At 55.1% G+C, this 17,858-nt stretch carries 16 protein-coding genes; 2 read left to right on the forward strand and 14 right to left on the reverse strand.

Annotated features, from left to right (window positions below):
- Positions 1-14 precede the first annotated feature (14 nt).
- The 14 genes from Mal52_RS03460 to Mal52_RS03525 form a co-directional block, all read right to left on the reverse strand.
- Complete coding sequence (locus tag Mal52_RS03460; RefSeq protein WP_145374335.1) at positions 15-1,340, reverse strand: DUF2254 domain-containing protein; 1,326 nt, start codon at positions 1,338-1,340, stop codon at positions 15-17.
- A 207-nt stretch (positions 1,341-1,547) separates the two neighbouring features.
- A complete protein-coding gene (locus Mal52_RS03465; protein ID WP_145374336.1) occupies positions 1,548-3,035 on the reverse strand; it encodes a tetratricopeptide repeat protein in 1,488 nt (495 codons plus the stop codon).
- Positions 3,036-3,221: 186 nt separating this feature from the next.
- Positions 3,222-4,358 (reverse strand): hypothetical protein, encoded by a 1,137-nt coding sequence (locus Mal52_RS29560; protein ID WP_197534636.1) that lies wholly within the window; start codon positions 4,356-4,358, stop codon positions 3,222-3,224.
- A complete protein-coding gene (locus Mal52_RS03475; protein WP_145374337.1) occupies positions 4,355-4,891 on the reverse strand; it encodes a hypothetical protein in 537 nt (178 codons plus the stop codon). Before Mal52_RS03475 ends, Mal52_RS29560 begins: the two co-directional genes overlap by 4 nt.
- A 189-nt stretch (positions 4,892-5,080) precedes the next feature.
- Positions 5,081-6,244: an aminotransferase class V-fold PLP-dependent enzyme gene (locus Mal52_RS03480; protein ID WP_145374338.1), complete on the reverse strand. Its 1,164-nt coding sequence runs from the start codon at positions 6,242-6,244 to the stop codon at positions 5,081-5,083.
- 292 nt (positions 6,245-6,536) lie between these two features.
- Positions 6,537-7,532, reverse strand: a complete 996-nt coding sequence (gene moaA, locus Mal52_RS03485) for a GTP 3',8-cyclase MoaA (protein WP_145374339.1) — start codon at positions 7,530-7,532, stop codon at positions 6,537-6,539.
- 95 nt (positions 7,533-7,627) lie between these two features.
- Positions 7,628-7,996, reverse strand: a complete 369-nt coding sequence (locus tag Mal52_RS03490; protein ID WP_145374340.1) for a GxxExxY protein — start codon at positions 7,994-7,996, stop codon at positions 7,628-7,630.
- 66 nt (positions 7,997-8,062) lie between these two features.
- On the reverse strand, positions 8,063-8,497 hold the full coding sequence (locus Mal52_RS03495) for a molybdenum cofactor biosynthesis protein MoaE (RefSeq protein WP_145374341.1): 435 nt from the start codon (positions 8,495-8,497) through the stop codon (positions 8,063-8,065).
- A 44-nt stretch (positions 8,498-8,541) separates the two neighbouring features.
- Positions 8,542-8,787 (reverse strand): MoaD/ThiS family protein, encoded by a 246-nt coding sequence (locus Mal52_RS03500; protein ID WP_145374342.1) that lies wholly within the window; start codon positions 8,785-8,787, stop codon positions 8,542-8,544.
- A complete protein-coding gene (locus Mal52_RS03505; protein WP_145374343.1) occupies positions 8,784-11,771 on the reverse strand; it encodes an FAD-binding and (Fe-S)-binding domain-containing protein in 2,988 nt (995 codons plus the stop codon). Before Mal52_RS03505 ends, Mal52_RS03500 begins: the two co-directional genes overlap by 4 nt.
- A gap of 260 nt (positions 11,772-12,031) precedes the next feature.
- A complete protein-coding gene (locus Mal52_RS03510; protein WP_145374344.1) occupies positions 12,032-12,448 on the reverse strand; it encodes a hypothetical protein in 417 nt (138 codons plus the stop codon).
- 221 nt (positions 12,449-12,669) lie between these two features.
- Positions 12,670-13,449 carry a hypothetical protein gene (locus Mal52_RS03515; protein WP_145374345.1) on the reverse strand — a complete coding sequence of 260 codons (780 nt, stop codon included), beginning with the start codon at positions 13,447-13,449 and terminating at the stop codon, positions 12,670-12,672.
- A gap of 144 nt (positions 13,450-13,593) precedes the next feature.
- A complete protein-coding gene (locus Mal52_RS03520; protein WP_231962516.1) occupies positions 13,594-14,649 on the reverse strand; it encodes a sialidase family protein in 1,056 nt (351 codons plus the stop codon).
- A 253-nt stretch (positions 14,650-14,902) separates the two neighbouring features.
- A complete protein-coding gene (locus tag Mal52_RS03525) occupies positions 14,903-16,201 on the reverse strand; it encodes an SUMF1/EgtB/PvdO family nonheme iron enzyme (protein ID WP_145374346.1) in 1,299 nt (432 codons plus the stop codon).
- 173 nt (positions 16,202-16,374) lie between these two features.
- Here Mal52_RS03525 and Mal52_RS03530 point away from each other — a divergent pair, with 173 nt between their 5' ends.
- Together Mal52_RS03530 and Mal52_RS03535 are read left to right on the forward strand one after the other, a co-directional pair.
- The gene (locus Mal52_RS03530) at positions 16,375-17,373 is read left to right on the forward strand and encodes an amidohydrolase family protein (protein WP_145374347.1); all 999 of its coding nucleotides are present in this window, start codon (positions 16,375-16,377) and stop codon (positions 17,371-17,373) included.
- A 14-nt stretch (positions 17,374-17,387) separates the two neighbouring features.
- Positions 17,388-17,822, forward strand: a complete 435-nt coding sequence (locus tag Mal52_RS03535) for a hypothetical protein (RefSeq protein ID WP_145374348.1) — start codon at positions 17,388-17,390, stop codon at positions 17,820-17,822.
- Positions 17,823-17,858 lie beyond the last annotated feature (36 nt).

Raw genomic sequence — 17,858 nt, forward strand, 5'->3', positions numbered from 1 at the left:
AAGACTTTCATCCGTCACGAGGTTTTAGGCAGCGCGGGCCAGGGGAGTTGTGTGAGGCGCGCGTAGTGCTCGGCGACTCGTTTGCGGTCGGCTTCTGCTGGTAATCCGGTTCGTGAGCCGAGGTCGATTTGCAGGGCTTGGCGGAAGAGGGCGCGGTGGAAAGCGGGGTCGGTTGTGCGGCGTGAGACTTGTTCGATCATATTCAGCAGCGAAAGCGTGACCTCTAAGTTGCTGCTGCCATATTGTCGCAACAGACTAAAGGCTGCGTCGGTGATGTGTTCGGGCGTTTGTTTCGTCACCAGCAAGCGCGCGACACCTTGACTGTCAGTCAGCACGGGTGATTTCATGGAATGATCGGCAATGCGGCACAATCCGGCGCGCAATTGTTCGATTGCCATCATGGCTGTGATGGGATCATTGATCGCCGGCGAGAGCGAGCGGATGGCCAGTTGGACCAGTTGATTGACCGGGAATTCCACATCTTGTTCGTTCGTCCGATCGACGCCCAGCAGCAATGCCGTGTTGACGGTTGTCGAGAGCAGATTGGGATCGTCCAGTTCAGCGGACGTGAAGGCGACCGTGTCGCCGGGAACAACAAAGTCCCCCGGTCGGACCGGCACATGAACGAGCAAATCATGCTTTTCAGCCATTTGCAGCAGCTCAGTATGTTCGATGGCTTGGATATAACCCCGGCTGGTTGCGCCGATGGCATAGGTGGCGGACGCGAACAAGTCGTCCGCTGCTTTGGAATCGAATTTCTCGTCATCCAACGTGGCATCGAATTCATGATCGATGGTTGTGTCGAGGTCCAGCCCCACTGCGGCGATGATATGCGACGCTTGCAATGAAGCCGAGAGATGATTGATGAAATAGATCAGCACGCCCAAGCTGAACATCCCCAGCGCGATGGCTGTTCGCACGGAAATCTCGGGAACAAACGGATTATTGCCACTGGCGCGCACCGTGCGGAGGATCAACACGCAATACACAAACGTGCTGATAAACGTGCCGATGGCCACTTGATCGACGCGATCGCGCAAAAAGGTCCGCAGCAGTCGCGGCCCAAATTGTGATGAGGCGAGCGTCAACGCCACGATGACGATGGAAAACACCACCCCAAAAATGGTCACCATCGAAGCGGCCAACGTCGCCAACAGCGCCCTGGCCCCTTCGCCCCCACTGGAATAAAACCAATCGGTCCCGTCTCGATTGGTTGGCAGAGCGAAATCGATCTTGAGCGTGATCACCGATAAAATGATCGCGCCGCCCACCATCAGACAGGGCAAAAACCAATAGCTGGAACGAATCGAGTTCCAGGTGATCGCGAATTTGATTTTCATAAGAGGGGAGTTGAGACGCGCTGGAGGGAACTCGAAGAACAACCCGGGGTGCGCCGGGAGGCTGCTTTGCAAAACGACCGGCGGAAACGATGTTAGTGCACCGGGGTTTGAAGTACAAATCAGGTGGCGGCGGTTGGGGGATTCGCTTAAGCTGCGACTGCTGTGTTACTCTCCCATTATTGTATGACGGTGGTCGGCGTGCATGACTTACGGCGACTTATAGTTCCCCAATTTTACGAGTTTTTCAGCCAACGCCTTTTCAACTTGTGAAAACGTCTCCTTCATTTTTCGTTTGGGGAAACCGTTTCTCTCGTCTTGCATTGGTTTTGTAGCGAGCAAAAATGCCATATCCCAAAGTTTCGAGGGTGGCCTTGTTCCCACCTTCCAAATTTTTGCATCGATCTCAATCAATTCCTTCAGGGCAGAGAGCGCTAATTCTTCGTCATGGCCAGCAGCTTGGGCCAGAAGGATCTGTTTTCGGGCAGTTGCTTTGCCATACGCATCCTGAATGTGGATCGCCACTTCGTCTGCCGCTTCATAGTTCCCCGATTTGGCCACTGCTGAAGCCAGGGTGGTTGCCGATAATGCACTTGAGAGCGAGACGACCTCGATAGCCTTTTCTATGTCACCGGACTCAACGAACGCGACCGCATTCTCTGTGAGTCTAAAATGCTGAAGGAATGCGTTATCGCTCTGTTTTGCCGCATCGAAAGCTAGTCCGAGCACTTTCCGTGATTGTTCTTTGTCTCCATTCTCCAACAGAACGGAGGCAATGTTTATAAAAGCCGAAGCCTTGTAATCGGCATTTTCAATTTCGTGAGCAAATTTCAAAGCTGAGTCGATTTGACCTTCCTGAGCTGAAGCTGAGGCAATATTCCGGAGTGCACATGATCTGTACCACGGGCTTTCGATTTCTTGACTCACCTTCACGGCTTCCTCGATCTCGCCGATAGTCGACAAACCCGACGCGACGTTTCGGAGCGAGGAAAAGCGTAAATCTTTGTCCTTGATCTTCAGTGCCAGTTGCCACTCTTGCTTTAAAATGGCTAACGCTTGATCTCTGCCACCTGCTTGTAAGAGAGTCGCTGCCGTATCCCAGACATAAAATTCTTGATAGTACTCCTCGTCCACCATTTGAGCCAACTTCACCGCTTGAATGAGGATTGGTAGAGCAGCAGCATTTTCTCCCTGCTTAACTTGAATTGCAGCAATCCGTGTGAGTGCCGCTGATTTAAAAAGTTCCCCTTCAATGGTGTCGGCGATCTTCAAACCTTGATTGACCTCACCCCCCGAAGCTGTGGCTGATGCAATCTCGACTAGTTGTGGATCTCGATGGAACGCATGCTTAACCTCCTGGTTCGCTTCCGCCGCCCAGGCAAGTGTTGTAACAGCCTGTTCATTATCTCCAGCAGCTTGCTGAGCGAGCGCGATCTCGGTTAGAGCCAACGCCTTACTGCCGGCATCGTGAATCTGCTGAGAGACGAAGACTGCGAACCGAACGGGGGTTTCCCACGGACGCAACTCATCGAGATTGATGGTCGTCTTCGCCGGCTTCGATTGATTAGGTTTGGGAAAAGTCTGCGCCACCTCAGCGTTTTGCTTCTCGCTACATCCTGCAACGAGAACACAACCCAAAAGAATGGCCAATAACCACTTGTTCTGAATTGCATGTGAATTGAGAACGGAGTTGGCCATGGATAATTGTCTCGTTGGTTTTTTAGGGACGTTCAACATTCACCACGTCAGGCACAGCATGAACTACGACTACTTTGCAAAACCACCGACGGAAACGATGTTAGTGCACCGGGGTTTGAAGTACAAATCAGGTTGCGGCGGTTGGCCTGTAACGGTGGCTTATGAACTCAATCGCGGCTCCGCACGTCAAGTGGCTGACTGGCCTTCGGCCTCTTCAAATGCTTCGATGTCAAGTAGTTTTAATGTGCTTCCAGTACTTGTGGGCTCAGCAGTAATTGTCACGATCTCACCCCACAATGGTTTTACGATATCATCAAGCATTCCGGGCGGTACAATTAACGTATGTTTCTCTTTGTCATTGACTTCAATGCCAATCCTATGACTCTTATGAGTCATTTCGTCGGCCATTGTTAATCTACCAATAAACGTGGTAACTGTAGTCGAATCCGATGATATACGAGACCACTTCGCCGTTGCTGGTTTTGTCAAACTCGTTTCAGTTTGTTCGTCACCTCGAAACGAAGTAAATCCAACATTCGTGATTTTAGTTCCGTCAGGAGCTAACTTTTTGGTGAGTGACACGAAGTTTTGATAATACGCATCGTGATCGATGTGTTCGTTCAAATTATCCACTTCGTCGTCGTTAAATAGAGTGATGCATGAGAGAAAGTCGTCAACTACAACATTAGGGCTAAGGAAGCCCGGTAGCAACATCTGGCGATTCGGACGGCCCATCCTTACGGTAATTGCGAAACTGGCTGCCCTTGGCACCGACAAATAGGTCTCAAATCCATCCAATTGTGTGGGATTTGGTCTGCCCGTTTCACGAAATTCAATTCCTTTCATGCGTTCGGCAGTGCGGCAAAGTAATTTCGTAGTGATTTCTGCACGCCGCAGGAATTGCCTGCTTTCTACGAGGCCCCTTGAGATGGCGGCACCCGTAAGAGTGAGTTGAAATTCTGTTGGGTCTAACTCCATGCCTCTCAATGAAAGGTGTCGGCTAAAGTACACTTTTTCTAACAAGTCACGAAGTTCTTCGGCAATCTCCTCTGGTGGATTGCCCGATAGTGCAATCGAAACAAGTTTTTCTGCTTCTCTGAATTTGTGGCAATCAATCGCAAGGGAGGCTGCGCTTCGCAAAAGAATTGACCTGGACGGTTCCGCTGAATGGTCAAGTGCTACAAGATCAGCCGCCTTTGCCTCTGATTCGTAAGCTTCCGTGAAAAGTTTTTGTGCTGCATCGTAGTAACCATGGAGGTCCGCAATATAGGCTTGTTCAGCCAACAGCATGGCCTCGTCGTGTAATTGTCTAACATTACTCATCGTTCTTCCAGTTGAGCTTTCGGGGGACCAAAATCGACGACAATTACAAATGCGGGCAAACGAGTCGAGTCGGATATTTTTGTCTGTTCGAGTTTTTGCCTTACCCGTGACGTTAGGCGACTGTCGGATCCATCGAGTAAGCCAGAGACCTCTAGTCGTGCACGATTTTGAAATGGTAATCCATCATGTTCGTCACTCCGTCCAAGCCAATAATCAAACCCAGTGCCTTTCCACGATCTTTCCACGACTGTTAAGTCTGTCATTTCCATAATAAGCAAAATTGCGATCCCACACGCCCCCATTTCGGTAGCATCCTGCAAGTCAGCGTACGCACGAAGCATTTGGTGGGTTACTTTTGGCCAAGAAAGGGGGAATATTTGTGAATCACCTTTAACCAATAGTGAAACGCCTTGCGCGTGTTCATTGTGTTCGAGGCAAACCGCAGCGGCTTCGGCATGCATTTGCCCTAAACTATCAGTCAAACCGGGAATTTTTCCACCAAGAAGATGGAGATCGAGGGTCCTATCATCCACACTTTGAATTCCTTTTAGTCACGTATGTCAGGCAGCCGCATGACGTTTTGCTGGCAGCGAATGCGTGTTTTGTTTGGCGGGAGCCTGACCCATAATTGCTTACACAGCTACCTTCGAGCGGAGGTTTGTCCAGACAACATGATACCCGTGTTGATTCTGGTTGTCACGAAAAAAGTAGGCGACGAAATGCTACGACGTGATGGCTCGCAACGCTTCAATTGCCGCGTCGATGTCCTCTGCCGTTGAAAACGGTCCGGGGCTGAGGCGGATGGTGCCGCCTGCCTGTTTGGTGCCGAGGGATTCGTGGATGCGGGGGGCGCAGTGCAGGCCGGCGCGGGTTTGGATGGCGAAGCTGTCGTCGAGGATCCCCGACAGGTCTTGCGGGTCGAAACCTTCCAGCGTGATGCTCACCACGGCGACGCGCTCCCTCGGATCGGTCGGGCCGTATTGTGTGAGGCCGGGGATCTGCGCGAGGCCCTCTAACAACTGCGCTGTTAGCTGCTGTTCGTGGGCGCGGATGTTGTCGATGCCGCGCTCGGTTAGAAAATCGAGCGCCGCCGCTAGGCCGACCAGACCGGGGGCGTTGTGATTGCCCGATTCGTATTTGTCGGGCAGACTTTCCGGCTGCCGGTCATCCTCACTCTGCGTCCCCGTGCCCCCTTGCCGGAGGCTGCGCAGCCGCTCTTCGATGCCCGGTCGCACGTACAGCAATCCCGTCCCCAACGGGCCGAGCAGTCCTTTGTGTCCGGCGCAGCACAGTACATCGATCGGCAACTCGCCCAAGTTGAGTGGAATGTGTCCGGCGGATTGAGCGGCATCGACGACGAATGTGGCGCCGGCGTTCCGCGCGATCTGGCCGATGTCAGCAATCGGTTGAATCGTGCCGGTGACGTTCGACGCATGATTCACAGCGACGACGCGCGTGTTAGGGCGCATTGTAGCGCGGATATCTTCCGGGGCGACGCGGCCGACGGCATCGACGGGGACGTAGGTGACTTCGATGCCCAACCGGTCCTGCAATTCCCGCAGCGGACGCAGGACGGAGTTATGTTCCACATCGGTCGTCACGACGTGCGCGTTGGAGTCGATCAACCCGTGCAGGGCGGTGTTGAGGCTATCTGTGCAATTGAAAGTAAAGGCGATGCGATCGGGCGACTCGGCGCCCAACAACTCTGCCGCCCGGGAGCGACAACGATTCACACACCCTTGCAACTCAACCGCCTGATCAAACGCCCCACGTCCGACGGCGACGCCCAGATGGCGGTTGTAGTGATCGACGGCATCGTAGACCGCCTCCGGTTTAGGAAAACTGGTAGCGGCGTTGTCGAGATAGATGCGGTTGACAGGATTCATAGCCACAGATTGAACACAGATGAGACACGGACATGAAACTCGTTCCCAAGCTCCGGCTTGGGAACGCACATTCGCGAAGCTCTGCTTCGCTAGCGGTGGCTTACTTTGGAACCAGGTGAAGTTGTGGGCTGGTCGTCAGGTGATTCGGTAGGCGTATTTGAGTTGGGGAAATCGATTGTCCTATGCGAGAAAGGTGCGTCGCGACGCACCTACGGCACTCGAAGCGGAGCTTCGAGAAATTGGGAACCAGGTGATTCTTCCGTGTTTCATCCGTGTTAATCTGTGGCTAAATTTAACCGCCTATGGAGTACATTGGCCGGTCGGGTTGGATGAAGCGGGCGGTGTTGATTTCGTGACCTTCTTTTTTGGCAGCGATCGAGTTGCACATCGCTGCGGCAATTTCCTCGTCGCTACCGCCGCCGCGAATAATCGATTTCACGTCGGTCTCTTCCAAGCTGAACAGGCAGTTACGGAGTTTGCCGTCGGCGGTGACGCGGAAGCGGTTGCAACTCATGCAGAAGGGTTGGCTGACCGAGGCGATCAAACCGATCCGTCCACGGCCGTCGGCGAATTCAAAATCGGTCGCCGGTGCACCGGGGTCCGTTTGTCCGAGCGGCGTCATCGGCCCGAATTCGCGGGTGAGGATGTCGATGATCTCATGGCCAAAGAGCACCTTCTCGCGTTCCCAGGCGTTGTCGGCATCGAGCGGCATGAATTCGATGAAGCGAATTTCGACGCCCGTGCGGCGGGCGAATTCTCCCAGCGGCACAACCTCATCCTCGGTCAGTCCCCGCACGGCGACGGCGTTGATTTTGACCGGTTTGAAGCCGACTTTCTGCGCGGCTTGGATGCCTTCGATCGCTTTTTCGAATCCGTCGCGTCGCGTGATTTCCTTGAACTTGGCAGCGTTCATGGCATCGAGGCTGACATTGATTCGTCGCATGCCGGCGTCATACAACTCCTGAGCTTGTTCGCCCAGCAGAATGCCGTTGGTGGTGATGCCGATGTCGTGGATTTCGGGAATGGCGGCGATCTTGGCGACCAGTTTGTGCAGGTCACGACGGACAAGCGGCTCGCCGCCGGTCAGCCGGACCTTATTCACCCCCAGCCGCGCAGCGACTTGGACAAGGCGTTCGATTTCCTCAAACGTGAGCAGCAGTTCCCGATCCATGAACTGCACATTCTCCGCCGGCATGCAGTAGAAGCAGCGGATATTACAGCGATCGGTCACGCTAATCCGCAAATTCGTATGCACGCGTCCAAAGCTGTCAATAAGTTGCTGAGTCATGATCACGGTCGCTGATTGTAGGTGATGGGAACGTTTGGTTTGGGGCGGTTTTCATAGCCACAGATTGAACACAGATGAAACACAGATTCTTTCATTTAGAAAACCATTCGCTTGAATTCGACTTTGGTTCTTCCAAAGTTGATCAGCAGGCCTGTTTTGATGTTGCTGGCTTTGAGAGCGTTTAGCAATTGGGGCTCATCATTAGGATTGTACTCTTTTGCCACTTTTAATTCGACGAGGACCACCTCGGCGACGAGGAGGTCGGAACGATAGTCGCCGACAATTGCCCCTTTGTAGTGTACCTGAATTACAGGTTCGACGACCGCTTCCAACCCGCGTTTTAGCAGTTCGACCTGCAACGCACGCTGGTAAACTTTTTCCAGAAAGCCATATCCCAACACATTATACACTTCAAACGCTGCCCCAATGACCTGCTCAGTAATTTCCTTGTGAGCAAAGTTCATGAGGGGCTTTCTTTGTTTTTTGATCTGTGTTTAATCTGTGTTCAATCTGTGGCTAAATAAAACTTTTCAATCGCTGTTGGACTCTGGTTCAACGCCGGGGTGGACCCATTCTGTGGTGCCGTCGGTGAAGTTTTCTTTTTTCCAGATGGGGACGATTTCTTTGAGGCGGTCGATGAGGTGTCGGGCGGCTTCGAAGGCGTCGGGGCGGTGGGGGGTGCTGACGGCGACGGCGACGCTGACTTCGCCTAGTTCCAAATGTCCGATACGATGGATCATTGCCACTTCGATAATCGGCCAACGATCGCGGGCTTCGGTTTCCAGTTCGGCCAATTTGGCGAGCGCCATTTCGGGATAGGCGTCGTAATCCAGGGCGGCGGTTTGTCGTCCGGCGGTCATTTCTCGCACGGTCCCGAGGAATAAAACGACGGCTCCCGCTTGGTCGGAACGGACCGATTCGGTGAGGGCGGTGTAGTCAATCGTGTCGCGGGTCAATTCGATCATAGGTACGGACCGTCGTTGAGGCGGAGTGGTTTTGTGAGAAACAGTTACCCGCCGCTGACGGGCGGGAAGCAAGCGATATCGGCGTCGGGAGACAGTACGGTCTCGTCTGAGGCATAATCGGTGCCGATGGCGATCAATAGATTTGGCGACAGCGGCGCAAGCTGAGGGAATTGAGCGGCCAATGCTTCGCGGAGATCGGCGACGGTGCTGCTGTCGGGTAACTCTACGGAGACATGTTCGGCCCCGGCGAGATCACGGGCCTGGGCAAACAGGCGTACGTCGAGTTTCATGTGACAACCAGTGGTTTTTGGGGAGGCTTCAATTTCTCGCGCAGTTCCGGCATCAGGCCGTAAGAGAGCGCGAGGAGTTTGATCGGATGCAGCGTCGGGATCCGCGCGCCTTGCTCCATTTGCATTTTGCAACTGCTGCACTCGGTCGCCCCGATGTCCAGGCTGTCTTCCCGCAACTGGGTGATCAACCCCCAGCCAATGCGGAGCGATTCGCGGAAATTTTGGGTCGATACCCCAAATGTCCCCGCCATGCCCGAACAGCCTTGCTCAATTTTACGCAGCTTGAGGCCGGGAATCAATTCGAGCAAGTCGGCCAACGGCGTTCGGTCCCCCAGGGCCTTCAAATGGCAGGGGGTGTGGTAGCCGACAGTCAGGTCGAGCGGCCCAAAGTCGACTTTCAAACGCCCCTCCGCATGCAGGTTGGCTAAAAACTGGCCTGCTTCGATCGTTTGCTCGGAAATCAACTCCAGGTCGGGATGATCGAGCAGAGCGGGGTATTCCCGCTTCAGGCAAAGTGCCGCTGTCGGTTCGGTGCAGACGATCGGAATCTCTTCGCGGGCAAATTCCGCCAATTCGCGGATGTTGTCCTTGGCGATATCGCGGGCGGCATCCAGATCGCCAGCCGAAATCAGCGCCATGCCGGAGATTTGTTGTCCGGCGGGCGCGTGGACGGGAATGCCGTTGTGACGCAGGATGGCGACAAATGCTTTGCCCAACTCGGGATCGTGAAGATTGGCATAGTGGTCGACAAAATAGACGACACCTCGGCTTTTTCCGCTACGGGACGGATTACGGGTCAGCGCTTTGTGCGACTTGAGAAACGGTCGGCGGGCAAACAATGGGAGTTTGCGTTGGCGGGCGATGCCGAATAGTTTCTCTGCTGCCCACCGCGAAAGGGAGTTTTGTATGGCCCAATTGATCGCCAAGGAAGCGGCACCGATGATCCCGCCGAACAGGTGAATTCGCGACAAGTACCATTCGGTCCGTGACAATCCGTTGGAGGCGACATGCGCGGCTTTGGCCTCAACCATCAAATGCGGGATGTTGACGTTGGTGGGGCATTCCAGTTCGCATTGTTTACAGTTAAAACAAAGATCGGCGACCCGTTTGAATTCATCGCTCTCCAGCAGGTCGGCGTCGAGAGTGCCGGCTGCGATTTGACGCATCAGGTTCGCTTTGGCCCGGGGGCTGGCTTCCTCCAGGTGGCTGCTACGGAACAAGGGGCACATCCGCTGATCGGCGTCTTGTGTGCGACACGATCCACAGCCGTTGCAACGGACGGCCTCTTCGGCGACCTGCTCCCAATTCCAATTCATCTGCAGCGGGACAAGATCCTCGGGTGGTTGCGTCGGGGGGCGGAGGTTTTTGATTGTCAGGTGCGGGTCGTCGCTGATGATCTTGCCCGGATTCATAATGTTATGCGGGTCGAAAATCTGTTTGATTTGCTTAAAGACAGCATACAGCGCGCCGTATTGTGAGCGGAGGAACGACGTGCGCGACAAGCCGTCGCCATGCTCGCCGCTGATGGTTCCCCCGACCGAAAAGACAACTTGATATAAGTCGCGAGCGATCTCCTCCAACCGGTGCGCGTCGGCCGCGGTGGGTTGCGTCAGAAACGGCCGCATGTGCAATTGCCCGGCGGCAGCATGGGCATAGAGCGATGAGGTGACTTCGTGTTTTTTGAAGACGTTTTGGGCGCGGACCAAGAAGTCGGGCAAGGCTTCGGGGGGGACGGCGACATCCTCTACGAAGGGCAGGGGATGCGTCGGCCCGGGAAGCCGCATCAATAACGGCACAACCCGTTCGGGCAGGGACCATAAAAACTCGACTTCATCCGGTTCATAGGCCTCGTGTGTGACCACATTCACACCGGAAAGATCGTGCACGGTCGAGATGACCATGCGGATGCGATCACGAATTTGCCGAGACGTGAATCCAGTTTGCTCGACCAACAGCGCCGCCTCGCCGGTGGTGGGGATCATCTCGGCAAACCGGGGATGGGCGTCGCGCGCCAACGAGAGCACACGGCGGTCCAACAGATCGCACGCGCTGGGCTGTTGCGGAGCGACGGCCTGCACGGCTCGCAAGGCCGATTCCAACTGGCCAAAGACAATCAATACCGCGCCGCGATGCGCCGGCAACGGACTGGTGTGCAGCGTGGCTGCGGTGAACAGCCCCAACGTCCCTTCGGATCCCACCAGCATCCGCGCCATATTCAAATGCGATTTCGTCAGCACCCCGCGTAAGTAGTAGCCTGAGCGATTGCGGATCAAAGGGGGCTGGTGGATGCGGATCAACTCGCTATTGTCGTCGAGTAATTTTGCGAGTTTGCTGATCAAGGTCCGCTTGACCGTCGGTGCATCGCTGCCGGAGTCGAGCCCGGCGGGACTTTGGGACGAGTGAAACGGTGCGGGGGTGTAGGGTTGACCGGTCAGTTTGGTCAGCGGTTCTTGACCCAATTCGACGACATGTCCCCCGGAGAGCACCACTTCCAACTGCCGTACATGGTCGCGTGTGGAACCGATTCGCACAGAGTGTGATCCAGCGGCATCCAGCGCGAGCATGCTGCCAATGGTCGTTACGCCTGCGCCGGAGGGATCGGGGGGAAAGTACCGTCCGATTTGGCGGAGTTCGCGATTCAACATCGAGCAGACCACGCCCGGCTGCACGCGGACCGATTCGTCGTCGATGATCTCGATATGCCGCATGTGCCTGGAGAAATCGACAATGATTCCGCGTCCGAGCGATTCTCCCGCCAAGCCCGTTCCCGCTCCACGGGCCACCAAGGGGGTATCGGTCGATGCCGAGTATTGGGCCAGCGTGACGACATCTTCCTGATCGCGGGGATAGGCGACGCCGGCGGGCGGGATTTGATATAAGCTCGCGTCGTCGGAATACATCGCGACCGTCAACGAGTCACATCGGATTTCTCCTTTGAGGACTCCGCTTAGGTCTTCGGAAATTCGCGTCCGTAGTTCATCCACGCGTGAAACCGTTGCTGCCTGCGTTCATTGACGGATAGGGATGGTAGAAATGAGCCGTGCGGCGACCGCGTTACCGGCCATCATCCATTGTCGAGAACCAGTCCAGACAATCAAGTGCGCGGCACCGCCGGGACGTTGGGGGAAAGCTGCGTTGTTAGCGGTCACAGCGAATGTAGCGACCGGCCGATTCCCCAATCGGTAAGATCCCTACAAAACGCGTCCTCGAGTTGATCGCGATCAGAACGAGGAATAGCCGTCGTTCACATCTCGTGTTTTTCCGACTGCTCTTGCGATTCGGCCAGACGAATCGCCTGCTGCCGATAACGTTCGGCTACTTCCAGATCAAATGCCGGATGCGGTTCGTCCTGCAGATTCGTCCGACGATGGGTGGCTCCGCACCGGTAACAAACGAGAACATCAGGCATCAACCAAAACAACAGCATATCGATCAAAGCAAATACGACCAGTACAGCGATCGCTGTTTTGATCCAATAGTTGTAGTAGGCAATTGTGCTGATCAGGATGCCGACCCCCACCATGGCGACACCGATTTTTTGTGGAAAGTCCTTTTGCCGCCACAGGTCATCGCAACCGCACATCAGACATCGTCGCGGGCGGTTTTCGGCAATGTCGTCCGCCACGACCGGTCGCGACCAATCGCAGGCATCACAGTGCAATCGATCTGCCGTCGACGTAATCTCTGCCCGGACTGCTTGTTGACAACTCGGACATCCCCCAGAAACACGCATCGTCTCATTCGCCTATAAAAAATCAATCACCGCACACAAAGTATCGTAGGGTGCGTCGCGACGCACCTTTCTACGTAGGAAGGAACGCGTCACTCACAAAATAAGTTAGCCACAGTTTAAACACGGATCGAACACAGACTCTATGGCCATCAGAACGTCGCTCCCAACTCAAAGAATAGCAGGATGCCGCTCAGTTCTCCAAGGAAGGTGACAATCACTCCTACGAACAACACCCCCGTCGCCGCCTGGGTATTGCGGTATTTTAATATTCGCCATGCCATTAGATACGTGACCAGCGGGGCCAATACGCCGAAACACCACCGCATCAACAGCAACATCACCATCGTCAAACCGGCGATTTCCGGCCAACCCCACCACAGGGCGACCGCCGAGACTAATAACCGGACAACGGCGGCAACACCGTAGAATTTCGTCATTCGCAATAACGGGTCGAGCGACATCTCCGGAGCGGTTAAATACCAATGTCCCAACAACATACCCGTCATTGCCCCGCCCAGAATCGCGCCGGAGGAAACATCGGAGATCCATTGAAACCATGCCGGCGATACCGCGTCGCTGTTGCGGTAGGCACCTATCGCCAAACCGGCAACCGCGGCCGCTAATATTAAAAGGACTAGTCGATAGGCACCGGCTTTGCGTTCCAACATCCAGAGGACCGACCCCAAAAACGCCAAAACGGCAATAGCGATGCAATCGACCGTCAGCCAGATTGAGGAGAGGATCGCGTTTTGTTCGACCGTCCCGCCCGAGCCGGCAAACATCGACGCCAGCACACTCAACCCCATGACTACCAGCATTTGAATGCGATAAAACCCCGACGAGGTTTTCCTGTAGTCGCTGGTCGCGAGCATCAGCGCCATTCCGCAAATCAGTCGCAGCGCAAATTGTGTCAGAGCCTGGGAGAGCATCGTAAGTTATTCGGGAGAAGGAATTCGGGGGGCCGCCGGGCAGACGGAGACCGCAAGCATGGAAAAGTGTTCGACCTGGCGGCGGACTTCATGCGACCGCCAGCCACCCTGGAGACACAATTTGCGACGTGGCCGCAGGCTGGGTTATTTTTTCATCACCCAGTCTTCGTCGAAGACCGCATGGTAGATTTGCGTGCGACGCTCGGTGAAGATCACGTGGATTTTTCCGTCACGGGTCTGTATCGCATAGGGGTAACCCAAGTCGACGTGGGGCGCTCCCATGATGACATTCCGGAACGGATAGGATTTGTCCATGTCGGTCGACAGGGCAACCGAAAGCGGGACGCGGCTATTCATGCTGTCGTTGTAGACCATCAACAAATTGCCGCTTTGCAGTTTCAGAAAATCCATGGCTGCGTTGGGATTGGGGAATTCAGAATTCCGGCCTTCACTCCAAGTCTGGCCGCCGTCGTGTGATTCACTGCGGACGATGAAGCCTTTTTCATTCGGACCGTAACCACCGCCGCGACGACAATAGGCGACGACATAATCCTTTTTCAATTCCGCTCCCGCCGGCTGGATATTACCGTTGGGAGATTTGATCCGTTCGCTTTCGGTCCAAGTCTTGGTTTTGGGATTGAAGCGAAAGAACATCGACGTGCTTTCCGGACCAACGATTTCGCGGTCATCGCCCCGTTCGCAATAGGCGGGGAGCATGTAATCGCCGTTGGAGAGCACAAACGGCCGGCCTTGGACCATCATGCCTTCTTCGAGTGTCAACAACCGGGAGTCGGTCCAGGTCTTCGCCCCGTCGTGTGAGATTTTGTACTTGATCCGCGAAGAAGACCACGTGTCGCCAAAGCGGACGACGTAAAACAGATAGACGTCGCCATCCGGGGCCTGCCAAACCACACCATTGCCGTCGGTACGGTGCGGGGTATTCGCCAGCTCCACCGGTTTGGTCCAAGTGCTGCTCCCCTTGGGCAGCCGCCCGCCGTAAACGGCTGTATCGGCCGCGTACTCCCCATCGCCGCCGTAATAGGCGACGAACAGGTCACCGTTGTCCAATTCGGTGATTGAGACGGGGTGCTTGTATTTATTGGGCAAATCCGGCCCATAAACCTTAGTGATCTTCAATTCACCCGCGGTCGCGAGGGATGTAATGCAGGCCATTATTAGGCAGATGAAGAGCTGTCGCATGGAATTTCCCGATGTTTTCGCAGTTTTATTGAGAGTATCGATGAGTCATGCATTTTAAGCTGCGGGCGGGGTGGAATGCGAGCCAGTAGAAGGGCGGGGCGGTGGGAAAACCTAGCGGAGAGGCGATCTGCGGGTTCAATTGTGGGATTGAGCGCAGGGAGACGCGGTGAAGAGCTGGGACGATTTTTAGAACGCCTAGCTACCGAGACGTTCCGCATCGTTTTGACAGGCGTGGCCACCATGTCGAATCATTCTAGTCGATGCCCTGGCTGGGGCTGATGCAACGAAAACCGAGGCAGCGGCCGCGGGCGTAGGGAGCCCGGCCGCGACGGAAGGAGCTGCGGCACAACTCGGCCGGTCCGACCCAACTTCCACCGCGTTCGCTACGCACCTGACCGGCAGTTCGGTTGACGGGATTAGGGGCTGTCGCTTCCGGTGTGCGGTAAAAATTCTCGTCATACCAGTCTCGGCACCACTGCCACACATTCCCGGCCACGTGATGCAGACCGAACGGCGACATGCCGAGTTGCTCATTGACAGCGGACAAGGGAAGCGTTTGGACTTGATATTCGACCGATTCGCGATGCCGTCCAAAATTCATGCGTTGTTGCGTTGGTGCCTCTTCACCCCAGGGGTACTGCCGTGATTTCGCTCCGCGCGCGGCGTATTCCCACTGGGCTTCGCTGGGCAAGAACGATTCCCCATCCTGTTCCGTCTCATGCCGATAGCCGCGCCAATCACGGCCGTTGGCCCACAGGGAATAGGCATTCGCGCCGTACCAGGAAACCAGAATCATCGGCCAATGTTCGGTCCCCGCAATCGGTTGCCAGAGCCGGTCCCGCCGTTTGATCGGCATGTGGATTACCCGGTCGTCGCTCGAATCGAGAATGAAGAATTCGGCCAACCTTTCGGTCGAGACATTTGAAATAGAATTGAGGAATCGGCAATAAGCGGTCGTGGAGACCGGCTCCGCATCAATTAAGAACGCATCTAAACCAACGACGTGCTGCGGTTGTTCATCCGCCCGTGCGGTGGGACCGCTAAAGCCGATTTCGACGTCTGCTGCTGGTATCAATAGGCAACGCATACCATCGGTGGGGCGACGATATTGCGGTGGTCCTTCATTGGTTTCCAACTTCTCGAACGCGGGGACATTGTCGTTTTGTTCCGGCTGCCAAATGCCGTCGAGTTGAGAGAAGGGGACGACCGGTCCCGGTTCTGGATCGACAATGGACATTCGCCACCCATGTCGCTGCGGCTTTCCGGTTCCCTGTTGCAAGTAAACCAATTCCGCCAAATCAGCCAGTCGAAATGGTTGCCGCGTGAAAACCGCTTTGTAAACCGAATTGGGATCATTGTCAGGAATCGCGACGTCGAACGACTCTTCCACTTCCATGATCAATTCGATGATATCTAGGCTGTCACAATGCAGGTCCTGAATTAACCGCGAACGCGGGGTCACCTTCTGGCGGGGTATTCCCAATTGCTCTGAAGTGATGTCACAGACTTGATGTTCGATCTCGGTGAGACGGAGTCGTTGTTGGAGCGTCATTGTTTATCTTCCCGCTATTTCAATGCGATGCGACTTATAAGCGTGGTCGTTCGGTCGATTGAGCATACCACACGCTGCGGGAGATTGGGAAACCGAATTGCCCGTGCTCTGCCGGTTGGGTACGATAAATTCTTGAACCATGCCCTCTCCCTCCGCACATTAGGAGCCGTTCGATGACGCAGTCGTTAGATCGCCGTGAGTTTTTGTCGCACGCCTCCGCTACAGCTTTGGCCTTCGGAGCTGGGGCCGTTTTTCTGCCGGGACGCACTCCTCATCTGAAAGCCGACGACGTGAACGATCTTGCTACGATGCCCATCATCGATACGCACCAACATCTGTGGGACCTCAGCAAATTCAATATCCCCTGGACCAAAAACGAAGGGGTGGAAGTCCTCAATCGCGATTACCTCACTGCAGACTACTTGAAGGCGACCGAGGGGCTGAACGTCGTCAAAGCGGTCTATATGGAAGTCGACGTGCATCCCGACCACCAAGTGAAAGAGGCGGAGCACATCAAGCGGTTGTGTGCCAGTGACGACAATCCGACCGTGGCGGCGGTGATATCCGGCCGGCCCAGTTCGCCGGAGTTTGCGGCGTATATTAAAAAAGTGGCTGACGGGAAATACATCAAAGGCGTCCGGCGGGTTTTACACGATGCACAGATCCCGGCCGGGCTGTGCCTGGAACCGCAGTTCGTCAAAAACATGCAACTGCTGGGCGACATGAATCTCAGCTACGACTTGTGTATGCGTAGCGGCGAGGTGATCGATACGGTCAAGCTGGTTGACCAATGCCCAGACACACGGTTTATTCTCGACCATTGCGGCAACATGGATGTCACCAGCACCGATGAAAAAGCGATCAACACATGGAAGCGGGGCGTGCGGGAATTGGCCGAGCGGGACAATGTGATCTGCAAGATTTCCGGCATCGTCGTGACGGCTAAGCCCAAGACTTGGAAACCGGCCGATCTCGCACCGGTCGTCAACTATTGCCTCGACAGCTTCGGCCCCGACCGCGTTGTCTTCGGCGGCGACTGGCCGGTCTGCACGCTCAAGGCCTCCTATGCACAGTGGGTAAATGCCCTCAAGGAAATCGTCAGCACGCGGAGTGCGGAAGAGCAACGCAAATTGTTTCACGACAATGCGGTGCGGCATTACGGTTTGTCGTAACGGCGGCGGATTTGATGAATTGCGTGCCGTTGGCTTCGCCTATGCTTTTCGGGCACAAAACCTTGGTATCGGGGATAGGCATGTACTTCACCGCCATCATCGCACTCTGTGTCGGATTGCCAGTTTCGTGGCTTATTTCGGAGTTCCAGTCGCAACGCTGGATTCGGATTGCGTTGGGATGTTGTGCAATCGGGATGTGCTATCTAGTCGCATTAGGCGTGGGCAAGACCGAACACTGGAACGCAAATGCCTGGTACGGGAGTGCATCGAAGGAATTAGTTGACACCACCATTCTAGAATTGGAAGCCGGGCAAACCGACAAGGTGATCCAGGAACTGCGAGCTCTACAATCGAAATTTCAGCCGACCTACGAAACTCGCGCACGGTATGATGAACTCGTAGAGGAGTACGTCACCGGACTTGGACACGAACCAACAGACGGGATATAGATCGTCAGCGCCGCGTGCCACTGTTGCTTGTCCAGC

The organism is Symmachiella dynata, from assembly GCF_007747995.1.
Lineage (GTDB): Bacteria > Planctomycetota > Planctomycetia > Planctomycetales > Planctomycetaceae > Symmachiella > Symmachiella dynata.

Excerpts from the sequence above, each read along its gene's own strand:
- Mal52_RS03465 (WP_145374336.1), bottom strand. The coding sequence starts at position 3,035 with ATGGCCAACTCCGTTCTCAATTCACATGCAATTCAGAACAAGTGGTTA.
- Mal52_RS03480 (WP_145374338.1), bottom strand. The coding sequence starts at position 6,244 with ATGAATCCTGTCAACCGCATCTATCTCGACAACGCCGCTACCAGTTTT.
- Mal52_RS03515 (WP_145374345.1), bottom strand. The coding sequence starts at position 13,449 with ATGCTCTCCCAGGCTCTGACACAATTTGCGCTGCGACTGATTTGCGGA.
- moaA (WP_145374339.1), bottom strand. The coding sequence starts at position 7,532 with ATGACTCAGCAACTTATTGACAGCTTTGGACGCGTGCATACGAATTTG.
- Mal52_RS03530 (WP_145374347.1), top strand. The coding sequence starts at position 16,375 with ATGACGCAGTCGTTAGATCGCCGTGAGTTTTTGTCGCACGCCTCCGCT.
- Mal52_RS03460 (WP_145374335.1), bottom strand. The coding sequence starts at position 1,340 with ATGAAAATCAAATTCGCGATCACCTGGAACTCGATTCGTTCCAGCTAT.
- Mal52_RS03495 (WP_145374341.1), bottom strand. The coding sequence starts at position 8,497 with ATGATCGAATTGACCCGCGACACGATTGACTACACCGCCCTCACCGAA.
- Mal52_RS03490 (WP_145374340.1), bottom strand. The coding sequence starts at position 7,996 with ATGAACTTTGCTCACAAGGAAATTACTGAGCAGGTCATTGGGGCAGCG.
- Mal52_RS29560 (WP_197534636.1), bottom strand. The coding sequence starts at position 4,358 with ATGAGTAATGTTAGACAATTACACGACGAGGCCATGCTGTTGGCTGAA.
- Mal52_RS03535 (WP_145374348.1), top strand. The coding sequence starts at position 17,388 with ATGAATTGCGTGCCGTTGGCTTCGCCTATGCTTTTCGGGCACAAAACC.
- Mal52_RS03525 (WP_145374346.1), bottom strand. The coding sequence starts at position 16,201 with ATGACGCTCCAACAACGACTCCGTCTCACCGAGATCGAACATCAAGTC.
- Mal52_RS03500 (WP_145374342.1), bottom strand. The coding sequence starts at position 8,787 with ATGAAACTCGACGTACGCCTGTTTGCCCAGGCCCGTGATCTCGCCGGG.
- Mal52_RS03520 (WP_231962516.1), bottom strand. The coding sequence starts at position 14,649 with ATGCGACAGCTCTTCATCTGCCTAATAATGGCCTGCATTACATCCCTC.